This is a genomic window from Actinobacillus vicugnae (assembly GCF_901687125.1).
Lineage (GTDB): Bacteria > Pseudomonadota > Gammaproteobacteria > Enterobacterales > Pasteurellaceae > Actinobacillus > Actinobacillus vicugnae.
The window spans coordinates 48,010-69,764 of record NZ_CABFJY010000049.1 but is presented as its reverse complement, the minus strand read 5'-3'; the positions used below and the strand labels follow the sequence as shown (position 1 = coordinate 69,764).

At 39.2% G+C, this 21,755-nt stretch carries 9 protein-coding genes; 5 read left to right on the top strand and 4 right to left on the bottom strand.

Annotated elements, in window-relative coordinates; genetic code table 11:
• Positions 1-34 precede the first annotated feature (34 nt).
• The 3 genes from ilvM to F8M47_RS11420 form a co-directional block, all read right to left on the bottom strand.
• Entirely contained in the window at positions 35-253 is a 219-nt protein-coding gene (gene ilvM / locus F8M47_RS11430; RefSeq protein ID WP_150540205.1) for an acetolactate synthase 2 small subunit, read from the bottom strand.
• Positions 254-270: 17 nt separating this feature from the next.
• The gene (gene ilvG, locus F8M47_RS11425; RefSeq protein WP_150540204.1) at positions 271-1,923 is read right to left on the bottom strand and encodes an acetolactate synthase 2 catalytic subunit; all 1,653 of its coding nucleotides are present in this window, start codon (positions 1,921-1,923) and stop codon (positions 271-273) included.
• Between the two features lie 223 nt (positions 1,924-2,146).
• Positions 2,147-3,142, bottom strand: coding sequence for a 2-hydroxyacid dehydrogenase (locus tag F8M47_RS11420; RefSeq protein ID WP_150540203.1), 996 nt, complete (start codon positions 3,140-3,142; stop codon positions 2,147-2,149).
• Between the two features lie 320 nt (positions 3,143-3,462).
• Between F8M47_RS11420 and nrfA the strand changes: the two genes are divergently transcribed.
• The 5 genes from nrfA (at position 3,463) to F8M47_RS11395 (ending at position 20,012) form a co-directional block, all read left to right on the top strand.
• Positions 3,463-4,968: an ammonia-forming nitrite reductase cytochrome c552 subunit gene (gene nrfA / locus F8M47_RS11415; protein WP_150540202.1), complete on the top strand. Its 1,506-nt coding sequence runs from the start codon at positions 3,463-3,465 to the stop codon at positions 4,966-4,968.
• Positions 4,969-4,988: 20 nt separating this feature from the next.
• Positions 4,989-5,645 carry a cytochrome c nitrite reductase pentaheme subunit gene (gene nrfB / locus F8M47_RS11410; RefSeq protein WP_150540201.1) on the top strand — a complete coding sequence of 219 codons (657 nt, stop codon included), beginning with the start codon at positions 4,989-4,991 and terminating at the stop codon, positions 5,643-5,645.
• Positions 5,645-6,322 carry a cytochrome c nitrite reductase Fe-S protein gene (gene nrfC / locus F8M47_RS11405; protein ID WP_150540200.1) on the top strand — a complete coding sequence of 226 codons (678 nt, stop codon included), beginning with the start codon at positions 5,645-5,647 and terminating at the stop codon, positions 6,320-6,322. The genes nrfB and nrfC overlap by 1 nt, the downstream gene beginning before the upstream one ends.
• Positions 6,322-7,290 carry a cytochrome c nitrite reductase subunit NrfD gene (gene nrfD, locus F8M47_RS11400; RefSeq protein WP_150540199.1) on the top strand — a complete coding sequence of 323 codons (969 nt, stop codon included), beginning with the start codon at positions 6,322-6,324 and terminating at the stop codon, positions 7,288-7,290. The genes nrfC and nrfD overlap by 1 nt, the downstream gene beginning before the upstream one ends.
• 995 nt (positions 7,291-8,285) lie before the next feature.
• A complete protein-coding gene (locus F8M47_RS11395) occupies positions 8,286-20,012 on the top strand; it encodes a YadA-like family protein (protein ID WP_150540198.1) in 11,727 nt (3,908 codons plus the stop codon).
• 439 nt (positions 20,013-20,451) lie between these two features.
• Here the strand turns inward: F8M47_RS11395 and F8M47_RS11390 are convergent, their stop codons facing one another.
• Positions 20,452-21,675 carry a uracil-xanthine permease family protein gene (locus F8M47_RS11390; RefSeq protein WP_150540197.1) on the bottom strand — a complete coding sequence of 408 codons (1,224 nt, stop codon included), beginning with the start codon at positions 21,673-21,675 and terminating at the stop codon, positions 20,452-20,454.
• Positions 21,676-21,755: the final 80 nt, after the last annotated feature.

Here is a 21,755-nt window from a genome sequence, read left to right as displayed (position 1 = left end):
TACAGTATTTAGCTTTGACGCTATCTTTGATTGTTTAGCTTAACGCCAACACGTCAAATAATTTTTCAAGTTGCGCAGTAAGTAACGAGATATCCCTTTGGCTTTGAAGCGTTAATTGAATTGCGATTTCTTCGCCAGAATTAACCGCTTGTAGATTAAGCACTTCAAATCCACGGTGGCGGATCACTCGTAAAATACGTTCAAGCGTTTCAGGGCGTTTGTTTGCTTGGATTGTTAAATCGTAACGTTGCATGCTGTTCTCCTAACCGATTAAACTTCATCATCTAGCATATCCGCATTACACGCACCAGGCGGTACTAACGGCCACACATTGTCTTCTTCTGGAATGCAGACGTGCAATAAGTAAGCACCTTTTGCATTTAACATACGATCTAGTGCATCTGAAACTTCGCAGGCTTTCTCAATACGCTCCCCCGCAATGCCGAAGGCAGATGCGAGTAGCACAAAATCAGGGTTATCATCTAAAATGGTATTACTATGACGACCGTGGAAGAACAATGATTGCCATTGGCGCACCATACCTAAGCGCTGATTATCAAGTAGTAAAATTTTGATCGGCAGATTACCTCGTTTAATTGAGCCGAGCTCTTGAATATTCATCATAATTGAGCCATCGCCTGTCACTAAAATCACAGGATCATTCGGACGTGCTTTCACCGCACCAACTGCAGCGGGCAGACCAAAACCCATTGAGCCAAAGCCTGCTGAGGTAATAAAGTTTTCTGGTGCAAAATGCTGTAAATGTTGTGCCGACCACATTTGGTGCTGACCAACATCGGTTGTGATAATCGCATTTTTGGGCTTGCGTTGTGAAAGCGTATTTAATAACGCTTTGGCATTAATATCGCCTTCGCCTGCGTTATCAACATATTTAAAACCTAAATCGGTTTTTAAGCGTTTCACATCTTCACGCCAAGCCTCAATCGCTAACGGCTGAGCAAGCGCATTTACTGCTTCAATCAAATCACCTTTGAGAGCGACTTGTGCTTTACGTAATTTGTTGATTTCTGCGCTATCAATATCAATATGAATCACTTTGGCATGTGGCGCAAAAGTATCTAATTTGCCTGTTACACGGTCATCAAAACGTGCCCCACAAGCAATCAGTAAATCACATTCTTGCACAGTATAGTTTGCAGCTTTAGTGCCATGCATACCAATCATCCCCATATAAAGTGGCGCATCAGCTTCAATTGTGCCTAACCCTTTTAAGGTTGAAACCGATGGCATATTGGTAATTTTTAAGAAATTTCTGACCGCTTGCACACCGCCAGCCATACCTACACCACCACCAACATATAAAACAGGGCGTTTTGCTTGCGCAATCAGTGCGTTAGCTTCAGCAAGTTTGGTGGGATCTTGGGCGGTTGGTTCATGTTTAGCATAAACAACAGGTTTTGCGGAAGTTGGTGCTAATTGCACATCACGAGGAATATCCACTAAAACGGGGCCTGGGCGACCGCTTTGTGCAATTTGGAAGGCACGTGCGATAATTTCAGGCAATTCTTCTACATTTTGAACGATAAAACTGTGTTTAGTACAAGCGAGCGAAAGCCCTAAAACATCTGCTTCTTGGAAGGCATCGGTACCAATTAAATGTGCTGCCACTTGACCAGTAATTGCTACAACAGGAATAGAGTCTAACGCGGCATCACCTAAGCCTGTAATTAGGTTGGTTGCACCAGGGCCTGAAGTTGCAATACAAACCCCCACTTTTCCCGTTGCTCGTGCATAACCAATTGCAGCCATTGCCGCACCTTGCTCATTGCGTACTAATAAATGATCTAAACCTGAGTCATAAAGCGCATCATAAGTAGGCATAATTGCACCACCTGGGTAACCAAATAGTGTGGTTACACCTTGTGCTTTTAGACTTTCAATGACTAAATTTGCACCGTTCATTTTGTTGTGTCCTAATTTATTGTGATACTTATTGTTATTTAATTTAATTTATAAAATTAAAAGCATTATTGATAACATAGATTCAAGTATTTTTAAACCCGTAAGCACTAAAAATAATAGAAATAAAAGAAGAGAATAGAAATTTGAAGTGATATATAAAACAAGCGGCCAAATTTGGCGTAAAATTTGCAAAAAAGCAGTTAAAATTGACCGCTTGTTGGGGCTAAGAAGCTAACACACTATTGGCACAATATTCATTCTGAGCGATTTGCTGAATATTGCTTAGGGTAACTTCTGATATATTGGTTAAAGCTTCTGCGGTTAAAAAGGCTTGATGCCCTGTAAATAACACGTTATGACAAGAAGATAGACGGCGGAAAACATCATCTAAAATTACGTCATTTGATTTATCCTCAAAGAATAAATCACGCTCATTTTCATACACATCCATACCTAAAGCACCAATTCGTTGCTGTTTTAACGCTTCGATTGCGGCAGATGAATCAATTAATGCACCACGACTAGTATTGATGATCATCACGCCATCACGCATTTTGGCAAAGGCTTGTTTATTTAATAAATAGTAATTTTCAGGTGTAGCAGGGCAGTGCAAACTAATAATATGCGATTTAGCATATAGTTCGTCTAGTTCAACATACTTCGCACCGATTTCTTCAGCTGCAGGATTTTTAAAAGGATCAAAGGCTAAGAGTTCCATTCCAAAGCCTTTGAGGATTCGCATTGTTGCTAGCCCAATCTTGCCAGTACCAATGATACCGACGGTCTTACCATACATATTAAAACCAATTAAGCCTTCTAATGAGAAATTTGCATCCCGAGTACGTTGATAAGCACGATGGATACGGCGGTTTAGGCTTAACATCATCGCTACGGCGTGTTCAGCCACCGCTTCGGGTGAATAAGCAGGAACACGTACAACTTGCAACCCTAATTCTTGTGCTGCGGTTAAATCAACATTGTTGAAACCTGCGCAACGTAGCGCCACTACTTTTACACCAACTTTTGCCAGCTCACACAATACTGTCTTACTTGCATCATCATTTACAAAAATACAAACCGCTTGGCAACCTTCTGCCATTTTTGCGGTGCGTTCGCTTAACATAAAATCAAAAAACTCTAGTTGAAAACCATACTGCTGATTAGCTAATTCGAGATATTTTCGGTCGTAATTTTTTGTGCTGTAAACGGCAATTTTCATAAATAGCTCCTTAAATAAAACTGATTGTTTTAGTCGGGTATTAAGCATATTAATAACAAAAATCAGAAAGTCAATTAAGTGAGATCTGAGTAATGTGATGTCTACCCAATTTTACACACCAAAGAGGTACAATCATTTTTATGTAACCATTACGAGGTATTTGTGGTTTTTTTGTTGATTTACTTCAATAAAAGTTAAGATTTGCCTAGAAAAAAACTTTCGCTTTCATTTATTCTCGCACGTATAAACTAATGTTTATCTTATTGTTTTTAATAAGAAATATTCTCATTTTTATCAATAAAATATGTGGGGGACACAACGTGAAACGTTTAACTAAAAAATTAGCAATGGCAACCATTGCGATGTTGGGGTGTTTATCATCGTCAGCATGGGCGGAAGAAGCAAAATCACCGTCTTTAACTGATAAAGCTTTAAAACATGAAAAATTAGGCGTAGAGGTGGAATCAGCAAACCATAAATTTGCTGAAAAATACCCACTTCAATATAACTCATGGAAAGCCACTTCTGAATCAACCGATCGTGGTAGTGCGTTAGAAGCAGACCCTCGTTATGTTGTGTTATGGGCTGGTTATGCGTTTTCTAAAGACTATAACAAGCCACGTGGTCATTATTATGCGATCACGGATGTTCGTGAAATCTTACGTACAGGTGCCCCAAAAGATGAGAATGACGGTCCTCAACCAATGGCTTGCTGGACATGTAAAGGTCCTGATGTTGCACGTTTAATTGAAGAAAAAGGCGAACGTGGTTATTTTGATCCTAAATGGGCAAAATACGGTGCGGAAATTGTAAACTCAATTGGTTGTGCAGACTGTCACGACACAAAATCTAAAGATTTTGAGGAAGGCAAACCTGCATTACGTATTGCTCGCCCACATGTATTACGTGCATTAGAAACAGTAGGTTGGAAATTTGAAGAGTTAGATAAACATGGTCAGCGTGCAGCAGTATGTGCAAACTGTCACGTTGAATACTACTTCAAAGGCAAAACTGACGTAACTTTCCCATGGGATAAAGGCGTTGATGTGGATAGCATCGAAAAATACTATGATGAGATCCAATTTGCAGACTGGACACATGCGTTATCTAAAGCCCCAATGTTGAAAACTCAACACCCAGACTTTGAGGTTTGGTCACAAGGTACACATGGTAAAAACGGCGTAACTTGTATCGACTGCCATATGCCAAAAGTAAAAGATAAAGATGGCAAAGTTTATACTGAACACAAAATTGGTAACCCATTTGATAACTTTGAGGCAACTTGTAAAACTTGCCACGAACAAAGTAAAGAAACCTTACAAAAACGTGTGAAAGAGTATAAACACGAAGTGAAAGAAGCTATGATTCGCTTAGAAGACCAATTAGTGAAAGCTCACTTTGAAGCGAAAGCAGCTTGGGACGCTGGTGCAACGCAAGAAGAAATGAAAGACATCTTAACTGCAATTCGTCACGCTCAATGGCGTTGGGACTACTCTGCAGCAGGCCATGGTAACCACTTCCATGCACCAGATGTGATGTTACGTACTATTGCAACTGGTATCGACCGTGCTGCAGACGCTCGTGCGAAATTAGGCGTGGTATTAACGAAACATGGCGTTGCAACTCCAATCGCAATCCCTGATATCTCGACAAAAGAAAAAGCACAAAAAGCAATTGGTTTAGATATTCCTAAAGATCAAGCTGCAAAAGATGAATTCTTACGTACCGTTGTTCCACAATGGGATGCGGAAGCTCGTAAAAAAGGTTTATTACCCGCGGTAGAAGAACCAAAAGCAGTTGTAGCACCAAAAGCAGAAGCGAAATAATAGAAGCTTGAGGTGAAATTATGAAAAACATTATCTCAAAAGCAGGGCGAGCAATCGCCCTCCAAGCGGTCGTTTTTGCAAGTTTTTTTGCAATTGCAACCGCTTCCCAAGCGGAAATGCCACAACAGCCTAAGCCAATTTGGACTAAAGCACAAGCAGATGATGCAGCTATTGCAGAAGATGCTCGTCGTGATCCAAATAAATATTGTGTGCAATGTCACGAATCAGCAAACGCAACAGGTAAACCGTTTCACCATGCGGGTAAACACTTCCAAAAAGATGTGAAAAGCCCAAATACAGGCGAACAAATTACTTGTGTAAGCTGTCACGGTAATATTTCTGAGCATCACCGTAAAGGTGTGAAAGACGTAATGCGTTTTAACCCGCACGGCAAAGCAAGCAATCCTTCACTTGAGCGTTCTGTAAATGAACAAAACCAAGTGTGTGTAGCTTGCCACACCGCAGAAAAATTACGTGAGAAATTCTGGGCGCATGATACCCATGCAACAAAAATTTCATGTACCAACTGTCATGAACTTCACCCAGAAAAAGAACCGATGAAAGACATTCCTGAGAAACAACGTATTAAACTTTGTACAGATTGTCATACAAAAATCCATGCAGGCGAATTTAAAACCCCTGAAATGGACTCACTCAAAGCAAAGGAAACTAAATAATGACTTGCACCCGTAGAGACTTCGTCTCAGGGGCAGGTGCTATCGCTGTCGTAGCAAGCACAGGGCTTGCTACCTCAGTAACTCTTGCTACTGAGAAAGAAGAGAAAAAAATTCGCTATGCGATGGTGCACGATGAAACTGCTTGTATCGGTTGTACTGCTTGTATGGACGCATGCCGTACAACAAATAAAGTACCTGAAGGCGTTTCTCGTTTAGAAATTATCCGTAGCGAACCATATGGTGAATTCCCAAATGTAGAGTATGAATTCTTCCGTCAATCTTGCCAACACTGTACCAATGCACCTTGTGTAGCGGTTTGTCCAACAGGTGCTTCATTTGTTGATCCAGAAACAGGCATTGTTGATGTGCATTCAGACTTATGTGTTGGTTGCCAATACTGTATTGCAGTTTGCCCATACCGTGTACGTTTTATTCACCCAGAGAAAAAATCAGCGGACAAATGTAACTTCTGCCGAGATACCAATCTTGCGGAAGGTAAACAGCCCGCTTGTGTAGAAGCTTGCCCAACTAAAGCATTAACCTTTGGTGATATGAATGATCACAGCAGTGAAGTGTACAAAAAAGTACGTGAAAATCCTGTGTATCGTACTAAAGTGGCTTTAGGTACAGAGCCGAACTTATACCACATTCCATTTGGCAAGGGGGAGCATAGATAATGAACGACTATATTCCATTCCAAACCCCAAATTTAGTGTGGGATAGCACCATTGCGATTTACCTTTTCTTATTAGGTATTTCATCAGGTGCAGTACAGTTAGCGATTGCTTACCGCAATAGCGGTCATAAAATCGCAAAAAATAGCGAAAACTGGGTGATCCGCAGCGCCGCTATTTTAGGCACAATCCCAACCTTAATCGGTTTAACTTTACTAATTTTCCACTTGACCAAACCGTGGACATTCTGGAAGTTAATGTTTAACTATAACTTCACTTCAGTGATGTCGATGGGGGTAATGCTGTTCCAGTTATATATGGCTGTATTGGTCATCTGGATCGCCATTATGTTCAAAGATTGGATTGCCGAATTAGTACACCGCTACTTACCCGCATTTAAATTTGTATTAGGTTGGATTGATATTGTTGAAAGCAAAGGCTTAAAAGCGGTTGAATTTATCTTATTCGTTTTCGCCGCGGTGCTTGGCGCTTATACAGGCTTCTTGCTTTCAGCGTTAATCAGCTACCCAATGTTAAATAATCCAGTATTGCCTGCGCTATTCTTAGCATCAGGTACATCATCTGGTATTGCAGCAACGTTCTTAGTGATTTTGCTAGCAGGTAAATTATCAGGGGAAAGTAAAGAGGTTCACTTTATTCATAAATTCGAAGTACCAATTATGGTGACAGAATTAGGTTTATTAGTGGCATTCTTTGTGGGCTTACATTTCGGGGGAGCAGATAAACAATTAGCGTTACACAATGCGTTATCAGGCTTCTGGGGCGCTATCTTCTGGATTGGAGTATTGTTTATCGGTATCCTGATTCCATTAGTGGCAAATATCTTCGGTAGTCATAGTTTGAAACATAATGTTAAGTTTATTATTTTAGTTTCAATCTTCGATTTAATCGGTGTATTGTGCTTACGTTACTTTATCCTATACGCAGGACAGCTTACTATCGCAAGCTAGTTTAGCGTGTTATACGTTTGATATTTTCAAAACCCTAACTTCGGTTAGGGTTTTTATTTTTCTGTGATTTGAGGCATTTAACCCGCTTGTATCTAATCACTATCATAATCAAATCTCTCCTAAGCTCTCTTTGCTAAAGAGGGAGAGTTAGGGTGTACAAGCTGAGGATATTGTTTAATCTGTTGAGTGTAGGATGCGTTTGCAAATGCGCTATTTTAGACGTGAGTACGCTTTCCTTTAAGAGGCAGGGGAAGATTGTAAAATTTCGAGGAAATTTGACCGCTTGAGTCTAATTATTTATCGCTATCCAGTTTCTGTTAGCTTCTTTTTCTAAATTTCTAAAGTAGAAGATTGGAGTGATAACATTTAAGCATTATTTGGTGATTTTTTTGATTTTATCGTTTGCGTGCATTGATTTTTAAGCAAATTCTATATGATTTTTAATCAGGTAATATCCGTTTTTTTATTTTTTCATGATTAAAAATAAATGGCTTTTTCTTTGAAATTTTCATTGGATTTCATTTTTTTATAAAAGTTCCGTGAAATTAAGAATAAATTTTAATGCATTATTAAATAATGTGCATGTTGATATTTCTTGTCCAAAAATAAGTTGTATTAGTGTTATTTAAAATTGTTTGTTTCTTTCCTTAATGGCGATTTTATAAACTTTAATCTTTTGAGATGTTTGTAGCTTGTTGATTTTCATTGCTTTAGCAATCGATTGCTAAAGTTTTGTCTATTAGCTTGATTGTAAGTTTTTATTAATAAATTTACTTTAATGTAAATGTTACTTTCTGGTCAGATTTCCTTCACTTATTTAATTTGTATTTTTATTCAACAGATATATAATACCTCTATTCTTATGGGGGATAAAATCATAAGATTTCTTTTGTAATCATGAAGATTAAAAAGAAAATTTAATGAAAGTATAGAAAATAAGCTTTCATTATTATGGAAATTATGGAATGAAATCTATTAAATTTTAGGAGTATTGTATGAACCACATTTATAAAGTGGTTTGGAGCACGGTAACAAATTCGCTTGTTGTCGTGTCTGAACTCGCCCGTAGTAAAGGCAAAGCAGCCTCTACTGTCTCGGACGTTAAAGACCTATCTAATAAAACAGCAGCGGTAGCCGTTGCTGCCGCTCTTCAAGTTGCCGCCGCTAGTACTATTGTAATTGGTTCATTTGCGCCAATGGAGGCAAATGCGATTGTGGCTATTAGCAGTGCAGAAAATGGAACTGTGCAAAGTGATACTGCGAAAGCTAATACTTCAATGGTTATTGGTGGAAGATACCCTTCATCAATAGACGATGGGACTCGTGCCTATAATTATTATAATCCTGGAAGTCTATCTTATGAAAATGCTACTAGCAAAGAATCTGCTGAATCAGGTAGCTTATATGATAGTAATAAATATGTTCATGGTATTGCTATCGGTTGCCATACTGATGCAATTGCAACAACAGGTAAAGGTGGTTCAAATGGTATTGCAATAGGTGACTATTCTAGATCAACTGGTGGCTTATCTGTTGCACTTGGTGCTTTATCTCAGGCTACTGATGTTGGTGCTATGGCATTAGGTACTTCATCTCGTGCAAGTGGCTTTAACTCATTAGCAATGATGCGCCAATCGGCTGCAACAGGTGATTATTCAGTAGCGATTGGTTCGGTTTCTTATGCAAAAGGGAACTCAAGTTTTGCAATGGGGTCTTCAGCAACCGCATTTGGTAATCAATCTATTGCTATTGGTAGCGTATCTCCAACAACCTACGATGCTACAAATGGTTATGAGGCGAGAAGAACCAGCTATGATGCGGTAAATCGTACACAAACAAATGGTGATCGTTCAATGGCATTGGGATCTGGTGCAAAAACAAGTGGAGATGATTCTTTTGCTGTCGGTTCTAACGCTACTACAGGTACTTTTACTACATCTAATAACGAAACAACTCCATCTAGCCAAGCTAAAAAAGCAATTGCTTTTGGTAATAATGCAACAGCGGTAAAAGATAAGGCAGTTGCTTTTGGTAATAATGCAAGTGCTAAAGGCGAAGAATCTGTTGCATTTGCTTTTAATGCTACTGCTGTAGGAAATCAATCAGTAGCATTTGGTACAAATGCAACAGCAGGACATGATCGAGTTGTAACAATTGGTACAAATTCGACCGCTACCCATAATCGTTCAATGGCAATTGGTGAAGACGCTAAAGCAAAAGCTAATCATTCTCTTGCTATTGGAGCAAATTCAAGTGTAACTGTTGAGAATTCTGTATCGTTAGGTTCAGATTCTTATGCTGATGAAATTGGTGGTCAAGCAAATATGACTATCAATGGTCATAAATATGAATTTGCAGGCAAGCAAGCTAAAGGTACAGTAAGTATTGGTAGTGGCTATGATAATGACCAAGAACGTGCAGGCACAGTAGTTCGTACAATTACAGACTTAGGTGCTGGTCGTGTATTAGCAAACTCAACTGATGCAATCAATGGTAGCCAACTTTATGCTGTTGTAACTGAAATTAATAAAGGTTGGAATGTAACTACAGGTAATGTAGATGGTGGCGAAGTTTCTGGTACTTCGAATGCAAACGTAATTAATGGTGAAACTGTTAAATTTATCGCAGGTAAAAATGTTAAATTAACTCAACAAGACCAAAACTTAACGATTGCAACTAAAGACGATGTGACATTTACTAACGTTAAATCAGATAAAGTTAATGCTACAACGGTAAATGCAAGCGATTTAGCTGTAACTGGCGGTACTACGGTAAATAATTTCACTGTGAAACCTGGTGCTACTATTGATATGGGTGGTAACCGTGTAACTAATGTTGGAACTCCAACAGCAGATAACGATGCTACGACTAAAAAATATGTAGATAACGGTCGTACACAAGTTACATCTAATGATGGTTCAGTGACTATTACTAATTCTACTACTAACGATGGTGCAAAAGTTTACGACTTAAAAGTAAATGCAAATGTGAGCTATGCAGGTGATACGGGTAATGGCACGAATAAATTAAGTGATCCGATTAAGTTTGCTGGTACTACAGATGAAATCGTTACTACAGCGAAAAATGGCGAAGTTGCATTTAAATTAGCAGACAAAGTAAAAGAATCATTGAAAAAAGCTGATTCTGCAATGCAAGAATTTACTGTTGGTGCTGATGTAAACCACCAAGCTGACGGTATCAAAGTAAATCAAACAACAAAACGTTTTGATATTATCGGTACAGAAGGTTATGTAAATACCACTGTAACTGGAACAAGTGTTCAAGTGGATATTGCTCAGAAATTTAAAGATACAGTAAGCAATAACACACAAAATATCGCTAATAACACTAAAAAAATTGAAGGTAATACGCAAAATATTACTAACAATGCAAATAATATTGCGAATAACACGCAAAATATTACTAACAATACAAATACCATCGCAAAAGGCTTTGGCTTACAAGCTGAAGATAATAAAGTAGTTAATAAGAAGTTAGGTGAAAATGTTTCTGTTGTAGGTGGCAATAGCAATATTAATACCACTGTTAAAGATGGCAAAATTGCGATTAATTTAAACAACACTTTAAACCTTACTAATAGTGGCTCAGTGAAAATGGGTGATACCACTATTAATAATGATGGTTTAACGATCACTGGTGGTCCTTCTGTAACGAAAGAAGGCATTAACGCTGGTGATAAGAAAATCACTAATGTAACAGCAGGTGATGTTAACGCAAATAGCAAAGATGCAGTAAACGGCAGCCAATTATACGCAACTAACCAAAATGTAACGAACAACACAAATAGCATTAACAGCTTAAATACTACGGTTCAAGCAGGTTGGGAATTACAAGTTGGTGGTGTAAAAGCTAAAAATGTTACTCCAACAAGCAATGTAGCTAACTTTGTGGCTGGTGATAATATCAATGTATCAATTGCAGATAATAAGTCAGTTGTAATTGCAACTAAGAAAAATGTGACTTTTGATAATGTTACAGCAAATAATGGTTTAACTGTAAATAAAGGCGCAACCATTAATATGGGCGATAACGTTGTTAAAGGCGTAGCAAACGGTACTTTATCAGCTGATAGCAAAGATGCGGTTAACGGTAGTCAATTATATGCAACAAACCAAAATGTAACGAACTTAGAAACTAGAGTTAATGGTGGCTTTGGTTTAAAAGCTGAAGATGGTAATAATGTTACTAAACAATTAGGCGATAAGATCGAAGTTATTGGTGGTAATAAAAATATCAATACCACGGTTGATAACGGTAAAGTTAAAGTTAATTTAAACAATACGTTAGATCTTAGCGATAAAGGTTCTGTAACCACAGGCAACACTACGGTTAATAATGGTGGTGTAACCATTAAAGCTGCACCAGGTAAAACAGAAGTTAGCTTAACTAACAATGGCTTAAACAACGGCGGTAATACTATTACTAACGTTTCTGAAGGTGTAGCTGGTACTGATGCGGTAAACGTTAATCAGTTAAATAAAGTTAATGCAACTGCAAATGCGGGTTGGAGCTTACAGGCAAATCATGCGAATGGTTCAACTGTAAAACCTAATGCAACAGTGAGTTTAAATAACACAGATGGTAATATCGTTATCAGCAAAACTGCAAATGATAACAACGTTACATTTGGCTTAAATAATACGGTTAAAGTTGGTACTGGTGATAAAGCAGTAACAATTGATGGCACAAACGGTACTATTGGTGGCTTAACGAATAAAACTTTTGATCCAAACAATATTGTTTCTGGTCAAGCTGCAACTGAAGATCAATTACAGTCTTCACACAACACGTTAAAAAATAACATTACTAACTTAGGTAATGAGTTAACGACTAAAGGCTTAAACTTTGTTGGTGACAATAAGGGCGAAGTTGTTCACCGTGATTTAGGTGCAACATTAAGTGTAGTTGGTGGTGCTGATCAAGCTAACTTATCTGATAACAATATTGGCGTTGTTGGTAATAAAGATGGTTCATTATTAACCGTTAAATTAGCGAAAACGTTAAAAGATTTAACGAATGCGACATTTACTAACGGTGCTGGTAACAATGGTAATACTGTTATTAATGGCAGTGGTGTAACTATTACTCCATCAACAGGTGATACGGCTAAAACAGTTAGCTTAACTAACAATGGTTTAAATAATGGCGGTAATACCATTACTAATGTTGCTGCAGGTGTAAACCAAACTGATGCAGTAAATGTAAGCCAATTAGAAAAAGTAAATGCAACTGCGAAAGCAGGTTGGAATTTAGAAGTAAATAACAACTCTACAGATGCAACTAAAGTTACGCCTAATGCAACAGTTAGCTTAAATAATAAAGATGGTAACATCGTTATTACTAAAGAGAACGGTAATGTAACCTTTGCATTAAACAACGATTTAACTATCGGTGGGAAAGATGGTGTAAATGGCACTAACGGTAAAGATGGTCAAATCGGCGTTAAAGGTGCTGATGGTCAATCTGGCGTAACGTTAAATGGTAAAGATGGCTCAATTGGCTTAACAGGTCCAGCAGGTGCTGATGGTAAACCAGGTGCAAGTGCAAATATCACTGTGGCAAATGATAAACCAGGTCTTGATGGTCAGCCAGGCGAAACTAAAACTCGTATTGTTTACAACACAACAACTTCAGACGGTAAAACAGTTAGAGAAGAAGTTGCAACACTTAACGATGGCTTAAAATTCGTTGGTGATAAAGGCAAAGTAATCGCTAAGAAACTAAATGAAACTTTGGCTATTAAAGGTAACTTAACTGAGTCAGCTAACGTAACCGATAAAAACTTACGTGTTGATAATGAAGGTGATGAATTAATCATCAAGATGGCGAAAGAGTTAAAAGATTTAACTAACGCAACTTTCACATCAACAAACAGCAACACAACAATCGGTGGTAATGGTGTAACAATCACTCCTAACGGTGGTGATGCAACTAAGACTGTTAGCTTAACTGATAAAGGTTTAAACAACGGTAATAACACTATTACTAATGTTGCAAGAGGTGTAAACGGTACTGATGCAGTAAACGTTGATCAATTAAAAGAAGTTAGTTCGGTAGCAAATGCAGGCTGGAACTTAACGGTTAATGGCACAAGTAGCTCAAATGTAGCTCCTAATGCAACGGTAGATTTAGCAAATAAAGATGGCAACATCGTTATTACTAAAGATAAAAATAACGTTACTTTCGCATTAAACAGCAACTTAACAGTTGGTGGTAAAGACGGTAAAGACGGTTCTATTGGCGTAAACGGTAAAGATGGCTCAGCAGTTGTTCTTAACGGTAAAGACGGTTCAATTGGCTTAACAGGCCCTCGTGGTGCAGATGGTAAATCAGCAACAGCTACAATTACTGTAGAAAAAGGCCCTGTGGGTGTTGATGGGAAAGATGGTGCAAATGGTACAGACGGCATGACCCGTATCGTTTACACAGATCCTAACGGCACTAAACACAACGTTTCTACCTTAAATGACGGCTTAAGCTTTGTGGGTAATACAGGCGGTGCAGTCGCTAAGAAATTAAATGAAACCTTAACTATTAAAGGTGCGTTAGCAAACGAATCGAATGCAACAGCGGAAAATATCCGTGTTGATAACGTAAGTGGTAATTTAATCGTTAAATTAGCGCAAAACTTAACTAACTTAACGACAGCAACCTTTGGTAACGATACTAATGACCAACTTGTAATTAACAAAGATGGCGTAACTATCAAAGGTGCGGATGCAACTAAGACCGTAAGCGTAACTGATAAAGGCTTAAACAACGGTAATAACACTATTACAAATGTTTCAAGCGGTTTAGTTGATAACAATGGCACTAAAGTTGCATTAAAAGATGCTAACGGTACAACATTAACAAATGCAGTAAACGTTGGTGACTTAAAAGATACGGTTAAAGAATTAACCAATGCAACAACAGGCGGTTTCGGTCTTAAAGATTCTGCGGGTAACGAAGTTAAACAGGATTTAGGTACTTCAATCAAAGTTACTGGTAAAGATGGTGTAAATGCAACAGTTGTTACGGATGGCAATGGTAAGGCACTACAAATTGGCTTAAACAGCACGGTAACTATCGGTGACAATGAAAAACCAGGAACAATCACTGTTAAAGGCGAAAACGGCAAAGACGGCGTTGCTATCAATGGTAAAGATGGTTCAATCGGCTTAACTGGCGCACCAGGCAAAGACGGTAAAGATGCAAAAGCAACAATTACTGTAGCGCAAGGTAAACCAGGTGTTGATGGTAAAGATGGCGAAACCAAAACTCGTATCGTTTACAACACAACAACGCCAGACGGTAAACCTGTAACTGAAGAAGTTGCAACACTTAACGATGGCTTAAACTTTATCGGTAACCAAGGTGAGAAAGTTGCTAAGAAACTCAATGAAACCTTAACTATTAAAGGTACATTAGCAAATGATGCAGCAGCCAACTCTGAAAACGTACGTGTAGATAGCCAAAATGGTGAATTAGTTGTGAAATTAGCACAAAACTTAGCTAACTTAACAACAGCAACATTTGGTAACACTGCAACAGATAAGACGGTAGTAGGTAAAGATGGTGTGACTATCTCTACGGATAAACCTGAAAACACCGTAAGCTTAACTGATAAAGGTTTAAACAACGGTAATAACCAAATTACCAATGTAACAAGCGGTTTAACTGATGCAACAGGTAAAACTACAGATCTTGCTAACGCAACTTCAACAAATGCAGTAAACGTTGGTGACTTAAAAGAAACTGTTAAAAACATTACAACTGACGGCTTTGGCTTAAAAGACGATAACGGTACTGAAGTTAAACAAGACTTAGGTAAAACGATCCAAATTAAAGGTAAAGACGGCGTAACAGTTACTTCAAATGTAACGGATAAATCATTAGAAGTAGCATTAGCTGGTGACGTAGTTGTAAACGGTAAGGACGGTAAAGACGGTACTATCGGCGTTAAAGGTGCTGACGGTAAAAACGGTACAACCATTACTAAAGATGCAATCGTGTTTAACGGCATTGACGGTGTAAACGGCAAAGATGGTAAAGATGGTGCAGATGGTCAAGCGTCTATCAAAGTTGAAAAAGGTGCGAAAGGCATTGATGGCAACGATGGTAAAGACGGCGAAAGCAAAACTCGTATCGTTTACGAAAAACCGAACGGTGATAAAGAAGAAGTTGCAACCTTAAATGACGGCTTACATTTCGTAGGCGATAAAGGTACTTCAATTGCTAAGAAACTTAACGACACATTAGCAATTAAAGGTAACTTAACTTCAACTGCTGAAGTGACCGATAAGAACTTACGTGTTGACAATGAAGGTGGCGAGCTAATCATTAAGATGGCTAAAGTGTTAACGGATTTAACAAGTGCTAACTTTACAGATGCAGCAGGCAACAACACAATTATCGGCGGTAATGGTGTAACGATTACACCTAAAGCAGGTGATACAGTAAGCTTAACTGATAAGGGCTTAAACAACGGTAATAACACTATTACAAATGTTAAAGCGGGCTTAAACGGTACAGACGCTGTAAACGTAGACCAATTAGAAAAAGTTAATGCAACTGCAAATGCAGGTTGGAAATTAACCAACAACGGTACAAACGAATCAACAGTAACACCAAATGCGACTGTAGATTTAGCGAATAAAGATGGCAACATCATTATTACTAAGGATGGTAATAACGTAACCTTCGGCTTTAACAGTAACTTAACTGTGGGGGGCCCAGGTAAAGACGGCAAGGATGGTAAAGACGGTTCAATCGGCGTGAAAGGTGCTGATGGTACAACTGGTGTAACCTTAAACGGTAAAGATGGTTCAATCGGCTTAACTGGCGCACCAGGCAAAGATGGTAAAAATGCAAGCGCAAATATTACTGTAGCGCAAGGTGCTAAAGGTCTTGACGGCAACGATGGTGCAAATGGCGAAAGCAAAACACGTATCGTTTACGAAAAACCAAACGGCGAGAAAGAAGAAGTTGCAACACTTAACGATGGCTTAAACTTCGTAGGTAACGATGGAAAAGTTGTTGCTAAGAAACTTAACGATACATTAGCGATTAAAGGTGGTATCAACACTGAAGCTGGCTTAAATGCAGCCTCTGATCGTAACGTAGGTGTTCGTGAAAACGATAAAGGCTTAAATATCGTAATTGCTGAACGTCCAACCTTCTCTGGTATCACAGTAGATGGCAAAGACGGCAAGGATGCAGAAGTTAAATTTGCGAAAGATGGTAAAGACGGCATGTCTATCGTTGGTACTCGTGGTGCTGATGGTAAAGACGGCTTAACTATCAGAGGTGCAGATGGTAAAGACGGCGTATCATTTAAAGATGACGGTCGTATTACTAATGTAGCTGACGGTAAAGATGGCAAAGACGCAGTAAATAAAGACCAATTAGAGCGTGTAAACGCAACTGCAAATGCAGGCTGGAAATTAACCGCTAATGGTTCTAATTTAACCACAGTAACACCAAATGCGACTGTAGATTTAGCGAATAAAGATGGCAACATCGTTATCACTAAAGAAGGCAATAACGTAACCTTTGATTTAACCAACAAGGTAACAGTAGGTAATGATAAAGAGCCTGGTGTGATTACGGTTAAAGGTGAAAACGGCAAAGATGGCGTTTCTATCAATGGTAAAGATGGTATCAGCATTAAAGGCGAAAATGGTCAAGATGCAGTATCAATCAACGGCAAAGATGGTAACGGTGCAATTGCAGTAAACGGTAAAGACGGTAAAACTGGCGTTGGTTTAGATGGTGCAAACGGCACAATCGGTATCAACGGTAAAGATGGTTCTAACGGCACAATTACTGTGGAAAAAGGTCCAGTGGGTGTTGATGGTACTGATGGTGCAAATGGTAAAGACGGTATGACACGTATCGTTTATACAGATGCAAATGGTACTAAACACAATGTATCTACCTTAAATGATGGTCTAAGCTTTGTAGGTGATACAGGTAACCCAATTGCTAAGAAACTTAACCAAACGTTAACTATTAAAGGTAACTTAGACGCAGCAGCAGACGTTACTGATAAGAACTTACGTGTTGATAACGTAGATGGTGCGCTCATCATCAAGATGGCGAAATCGTTAACGGATTTAACGAACGCAACATTTACATCAGCTAACAGCAACACAACTATTGGCGGTAATGGTGTAACAATTACGCCAAATACTGGCAATACAGTAAGCTTAACTGATAAGGGCTTAAACAATGGTAATAACCAAATTACTAACGTTTCAAGCGGCTTAGTAGAACGTGATGGCAAGACTAAAGTTGACCTTGTAAATGCAACTGGTGATGTACTAAATAACGCAGTAAACGTAGGTGACTTAAAAGATTCTGTGAACAACTTAACCAACGCAACAACAGGTGGTTTCGGTTTAACAGATGAAAATGGCAAAGACGTTAAAGCGGATTTAGGCAAAACTGTGACTGTTCTAGGTGACGGTAGCGTGAAAACTGAAGTTGTTGAGAAAGACGGTAAGAAAGCACTTCAAATCGGCTTAACTAGCAACGTAACAGTAGGTAACGATAAAGAACCTGGCGTGATTACTGTTAAAGGTGAAAACGGTAAAGATAGCGTTTCTATCAATGGTAAAGATGGTATCAGCATTAAAGGCGAAAATGGTCAAGATGCAGTATCAATCAACGGCAAAGATGGTAACGGCGCAATTGCAGTAAACGGTAAAGACGGTAAAACTGGCGTTGGTTTAGATGGTGCAAACGGCACAATCGGTATCAACGGTAAAGATGGTTCTAACGGCACAATTACTGTAGCGCAAGGTGCTAAAAGTATTGCTGGTAACGATGGTAAAGATGGCGAAAGCAAAACGCGTATCGTTTACGAAAAACCAAACGGTGAGAAAGAAGAAGTTGCAACACTTAACGATGGTTTAACTTTCGTAGGTAATGATGGCAAAGTAATCAATAAGAAACTAAACGAAACTTTAGCAATTAAAGGTAACTTAAGCACATCAGCAGACACGACAGCTAACAACTTACGTGTTGATAATGTAAATGGTGATCTCATCATCAAGATGGCGAAATCGTTAAAAGATTTAACGGACGCAACATTTACATCAGCTAACAGCAATACAACTATTGGCGGTAATGGTGTAACAATTACGCCAAATACTGGCAATACAGTAAGCTTAACTGATAAAGGCTTGGACAACGGCGGTAACAAAGTTGTTAACGTAGCTGCAGGTGACGTATCTGCAACAAGTACAGATGCAGTAAACGGTAGCCAATTATATGCAGTAAGCGAAGTGGCTAATAAAGGTTGGAATATCCAAACTAATGGCAATGCTTCAACCAACGTTAAACCAGGTGACACAGTAAACTTTGCAAACGGTAACAACATCGAAATTAATAACGATGGTACAAACGTAACTGTAGGCTTAGCGAAAGATGTCGACTTAGGTAAAGACGGTAGCATTAAAGCTGGCGACACTGTGATGAACAATGACGGTGTGAAAGTTGGTGATAAAGTATCATTAACTAAAGACGGTTTAACAGCAGGTAATGTAACGATTTCTGCTGAAACAGGCATCAGCGCAGGTAACAAACAAATCACGAACGTATCAAGTGGTTTAGGTGGTATTGAGCTTAAAGATGCTAAAGGCGATACATTGACAAATGCTGCTAATATCGGTGACCTTCAAACAGCTATTTCAGGCGTGACTGACGCAACGAAAGGCGGTGGCTTCGGTTTAGCGGATGACAATGGCACTGAAGTGAAACAAAGTCTTGGTCAAACAATCCAAGTGAAAGGTGACGGCAATGTGAAAACAAACGTGACTAATGGTTCACTCACAGTAAGCTTAAACAAGGATGTTGATTTAGGCAAAGACGGTAGCTTAACAGCTGGTGGTACGAAAGTGTCAGAAAATGGCGTAAGCTTCGCAGATTCACTTGTGAACTTAACCAGCAATGGTTTAAATAACGGTGGTAATAAAGTTACTAACGTGAAAGCAGGTGAGGTAAGTGCGACAAGTACGGATGCTGTAAACGGTAGCCAATTATATGCAACTAACCAAAATGTAACGAATGTTCAAAACACCGTTGCGAAAGGTTGGAACATTGAGGCTGGCACAGTTGAAGGATCAACAGGTAAAGTAACTGGCGCATCGAAATCGAATGTGGCGATGGGCGACACAGTAGGCGTGAAAGCTGGCAATAACATCGAGATTACTCAAGATGGTGCAAATATTGCGATTGCTACATCAGCGACACCAACATTTGAAACAGTAACTGTAGGTAAAGACGGTAACACTGCAACAGTAAGTACAGTTCAAGACCAATACGGTTCTGCAATCAAAGTGGCAGGCGCAGATGGTAAATCTGAAACACGTATTAATAACGTAGCAGATGGTAAAGCGGACAACGATGCTGTGAATGTACGTCAGTTAAAAGGCGTTGCACAAAACGTAGCGAATATCGACAACCGTGTATCTAAATTAGATAAACGTGTTCGTGGTATCGGTGCGAACTCAGCGGCAGCTTCATCATTACCACAAGTAATGCTTCCAGGTAAATCAATGGTTGCTGTAGCAGGCGGTGCTTATAGTGGTGCTTCTGCAGTAGCAGTGGGTTACTCAAGAGCAAGTGATAACGGTAAACTTATCCTTAAAGTGAATGGTACTGCAAACAGTGCCGGTCACTACTCTGGTGGTGTGGGTGTAGGTTACCAATGGTAATGCTTTAGCCTAACTAAATGAATCAATGCGACCTTCGGGTCGCATTTTTTTTGCTTGTGATTTGCCAAAAAACTGTGAAATGTGACCGCTTGTTCTATACTTTTACTAAGATCCTTCCAAAAGCAAGAAACTCAGGAGCATAGGAAGCAGAATTATCAGTAAAAGAGACCGCTTATTAAGTAGCAAAAGTGAAAGAAGAAAACTGGAAAGACAGTGATTACATGAGACGAAAAGTGGGTATGGCAGTTATAGTGCTTGGTACTTATTGCAGCAGAGATGGAATTGATACTAAACTTCTATAAACGGCTAAATATTCGCTTTAAAACATGAACGGTACTAAGGGGTAAAATTTAGTTTCAAGCGGTCAAATTTCCTAAATTTTTTGCAATCTGCAACATTTTCGCGAAATTTGACCGCTTGTTTTATTTAAAGGTGGGAGTTATTGGGCTTTTTTAGTTTCTTTTGGTAATAAGAGATTCATTAAAATGGCAGCAATAGCGCAGAGGCTGATGCCTTTAAGTGAGAATTCACCGACATTGATCAGCATTCCGCCAATACCGAAGGTCATCACCACTGATACGATACAAAGATTGCGTGCTTCGCCCATATCTACTTTTGCGCGAATAAGTGTGCTCATACCAACAGCGGCGATTGAGCCGAACACTAACATCATAATACCGCCCATTACGACACCAGGGATAGTTTGTAAAAATGCACCTACTTTGCCACAGAATGAAATGGCGATTGCCCAAATAGCGGCAAAGGTCATTACGCGAGGATTGAAGTTTTTGGTTAGCATTACTGCGCCTGTGACTTCTGCGTAAGTTGTGTTTGGTGGACCACCTAAAAATGCAGCGGCAGAAGTGGCTACGCCATCACCTAATAAAGTACGATGTAAACCTGGTTTGTTCATAAAATCTTTACCTGTTACAGAACTGATCGCCATAATGCCACCAACATGTTCTACGGCTGGAGCAAGTGCAATCGGTAATAAGTAGAGGATTGCTTCTAATTTAAATTCTGGTGTAGTCAATTTGGGTAGGCTAAACCATGCTGCATTGGTAACGGGGTTAAAATCTATAATACCGAAAACAAGGGAAAGGATATAACCCACCACAATACCGAACATAATTGGTACTAATTTCATTAAACCTTTGGCAAAAACTGCCACGATTAACGTGGTAATTAAGGTTGCCATTGAAATGAGTAATGCGGTATTTGGTTCAATGGTTGTGCTTTTGCCAAGTGCCATATCCACTGCTGTTGGTGCAAGCCCTAAGCCGATAATAATGATAACAGGGCCAACCACCACAGGTGGGAACAGTTTTTCAAGAATATTTGCACCTTTCCATTTTACCAATGCACTTAATGCAAAATAGACGAAGCCAGTGAAGACTAAACCGCCCATTGTGCTTGGAATGCCCCATTGTTGTACGCCATATTGAATCGGTGCGATAAAAGCAAAAGAAGAAGCGAGAAAGATAGGAACTTGTCCTTTGGTACAAAGTTGGAAAAGTAGGGTGCCGATGCCAGCGGTAAGTAGCGCTGTATTTGGATCTAAACCTGTAATTAACGGCATTAAGACTAAGGCGCCAAATGCTACAAATAGCATTTGTAAGCCAACAAACACCTGTTTTGGTGTGCTGATAGTTTGATTTGTCATTTTTGTTTCAACTCTCGGTTTGAATTAACATACGTAAACACTACCTCTCGGGGTAGCGCGCGCATTATAGCGGAAAAGCC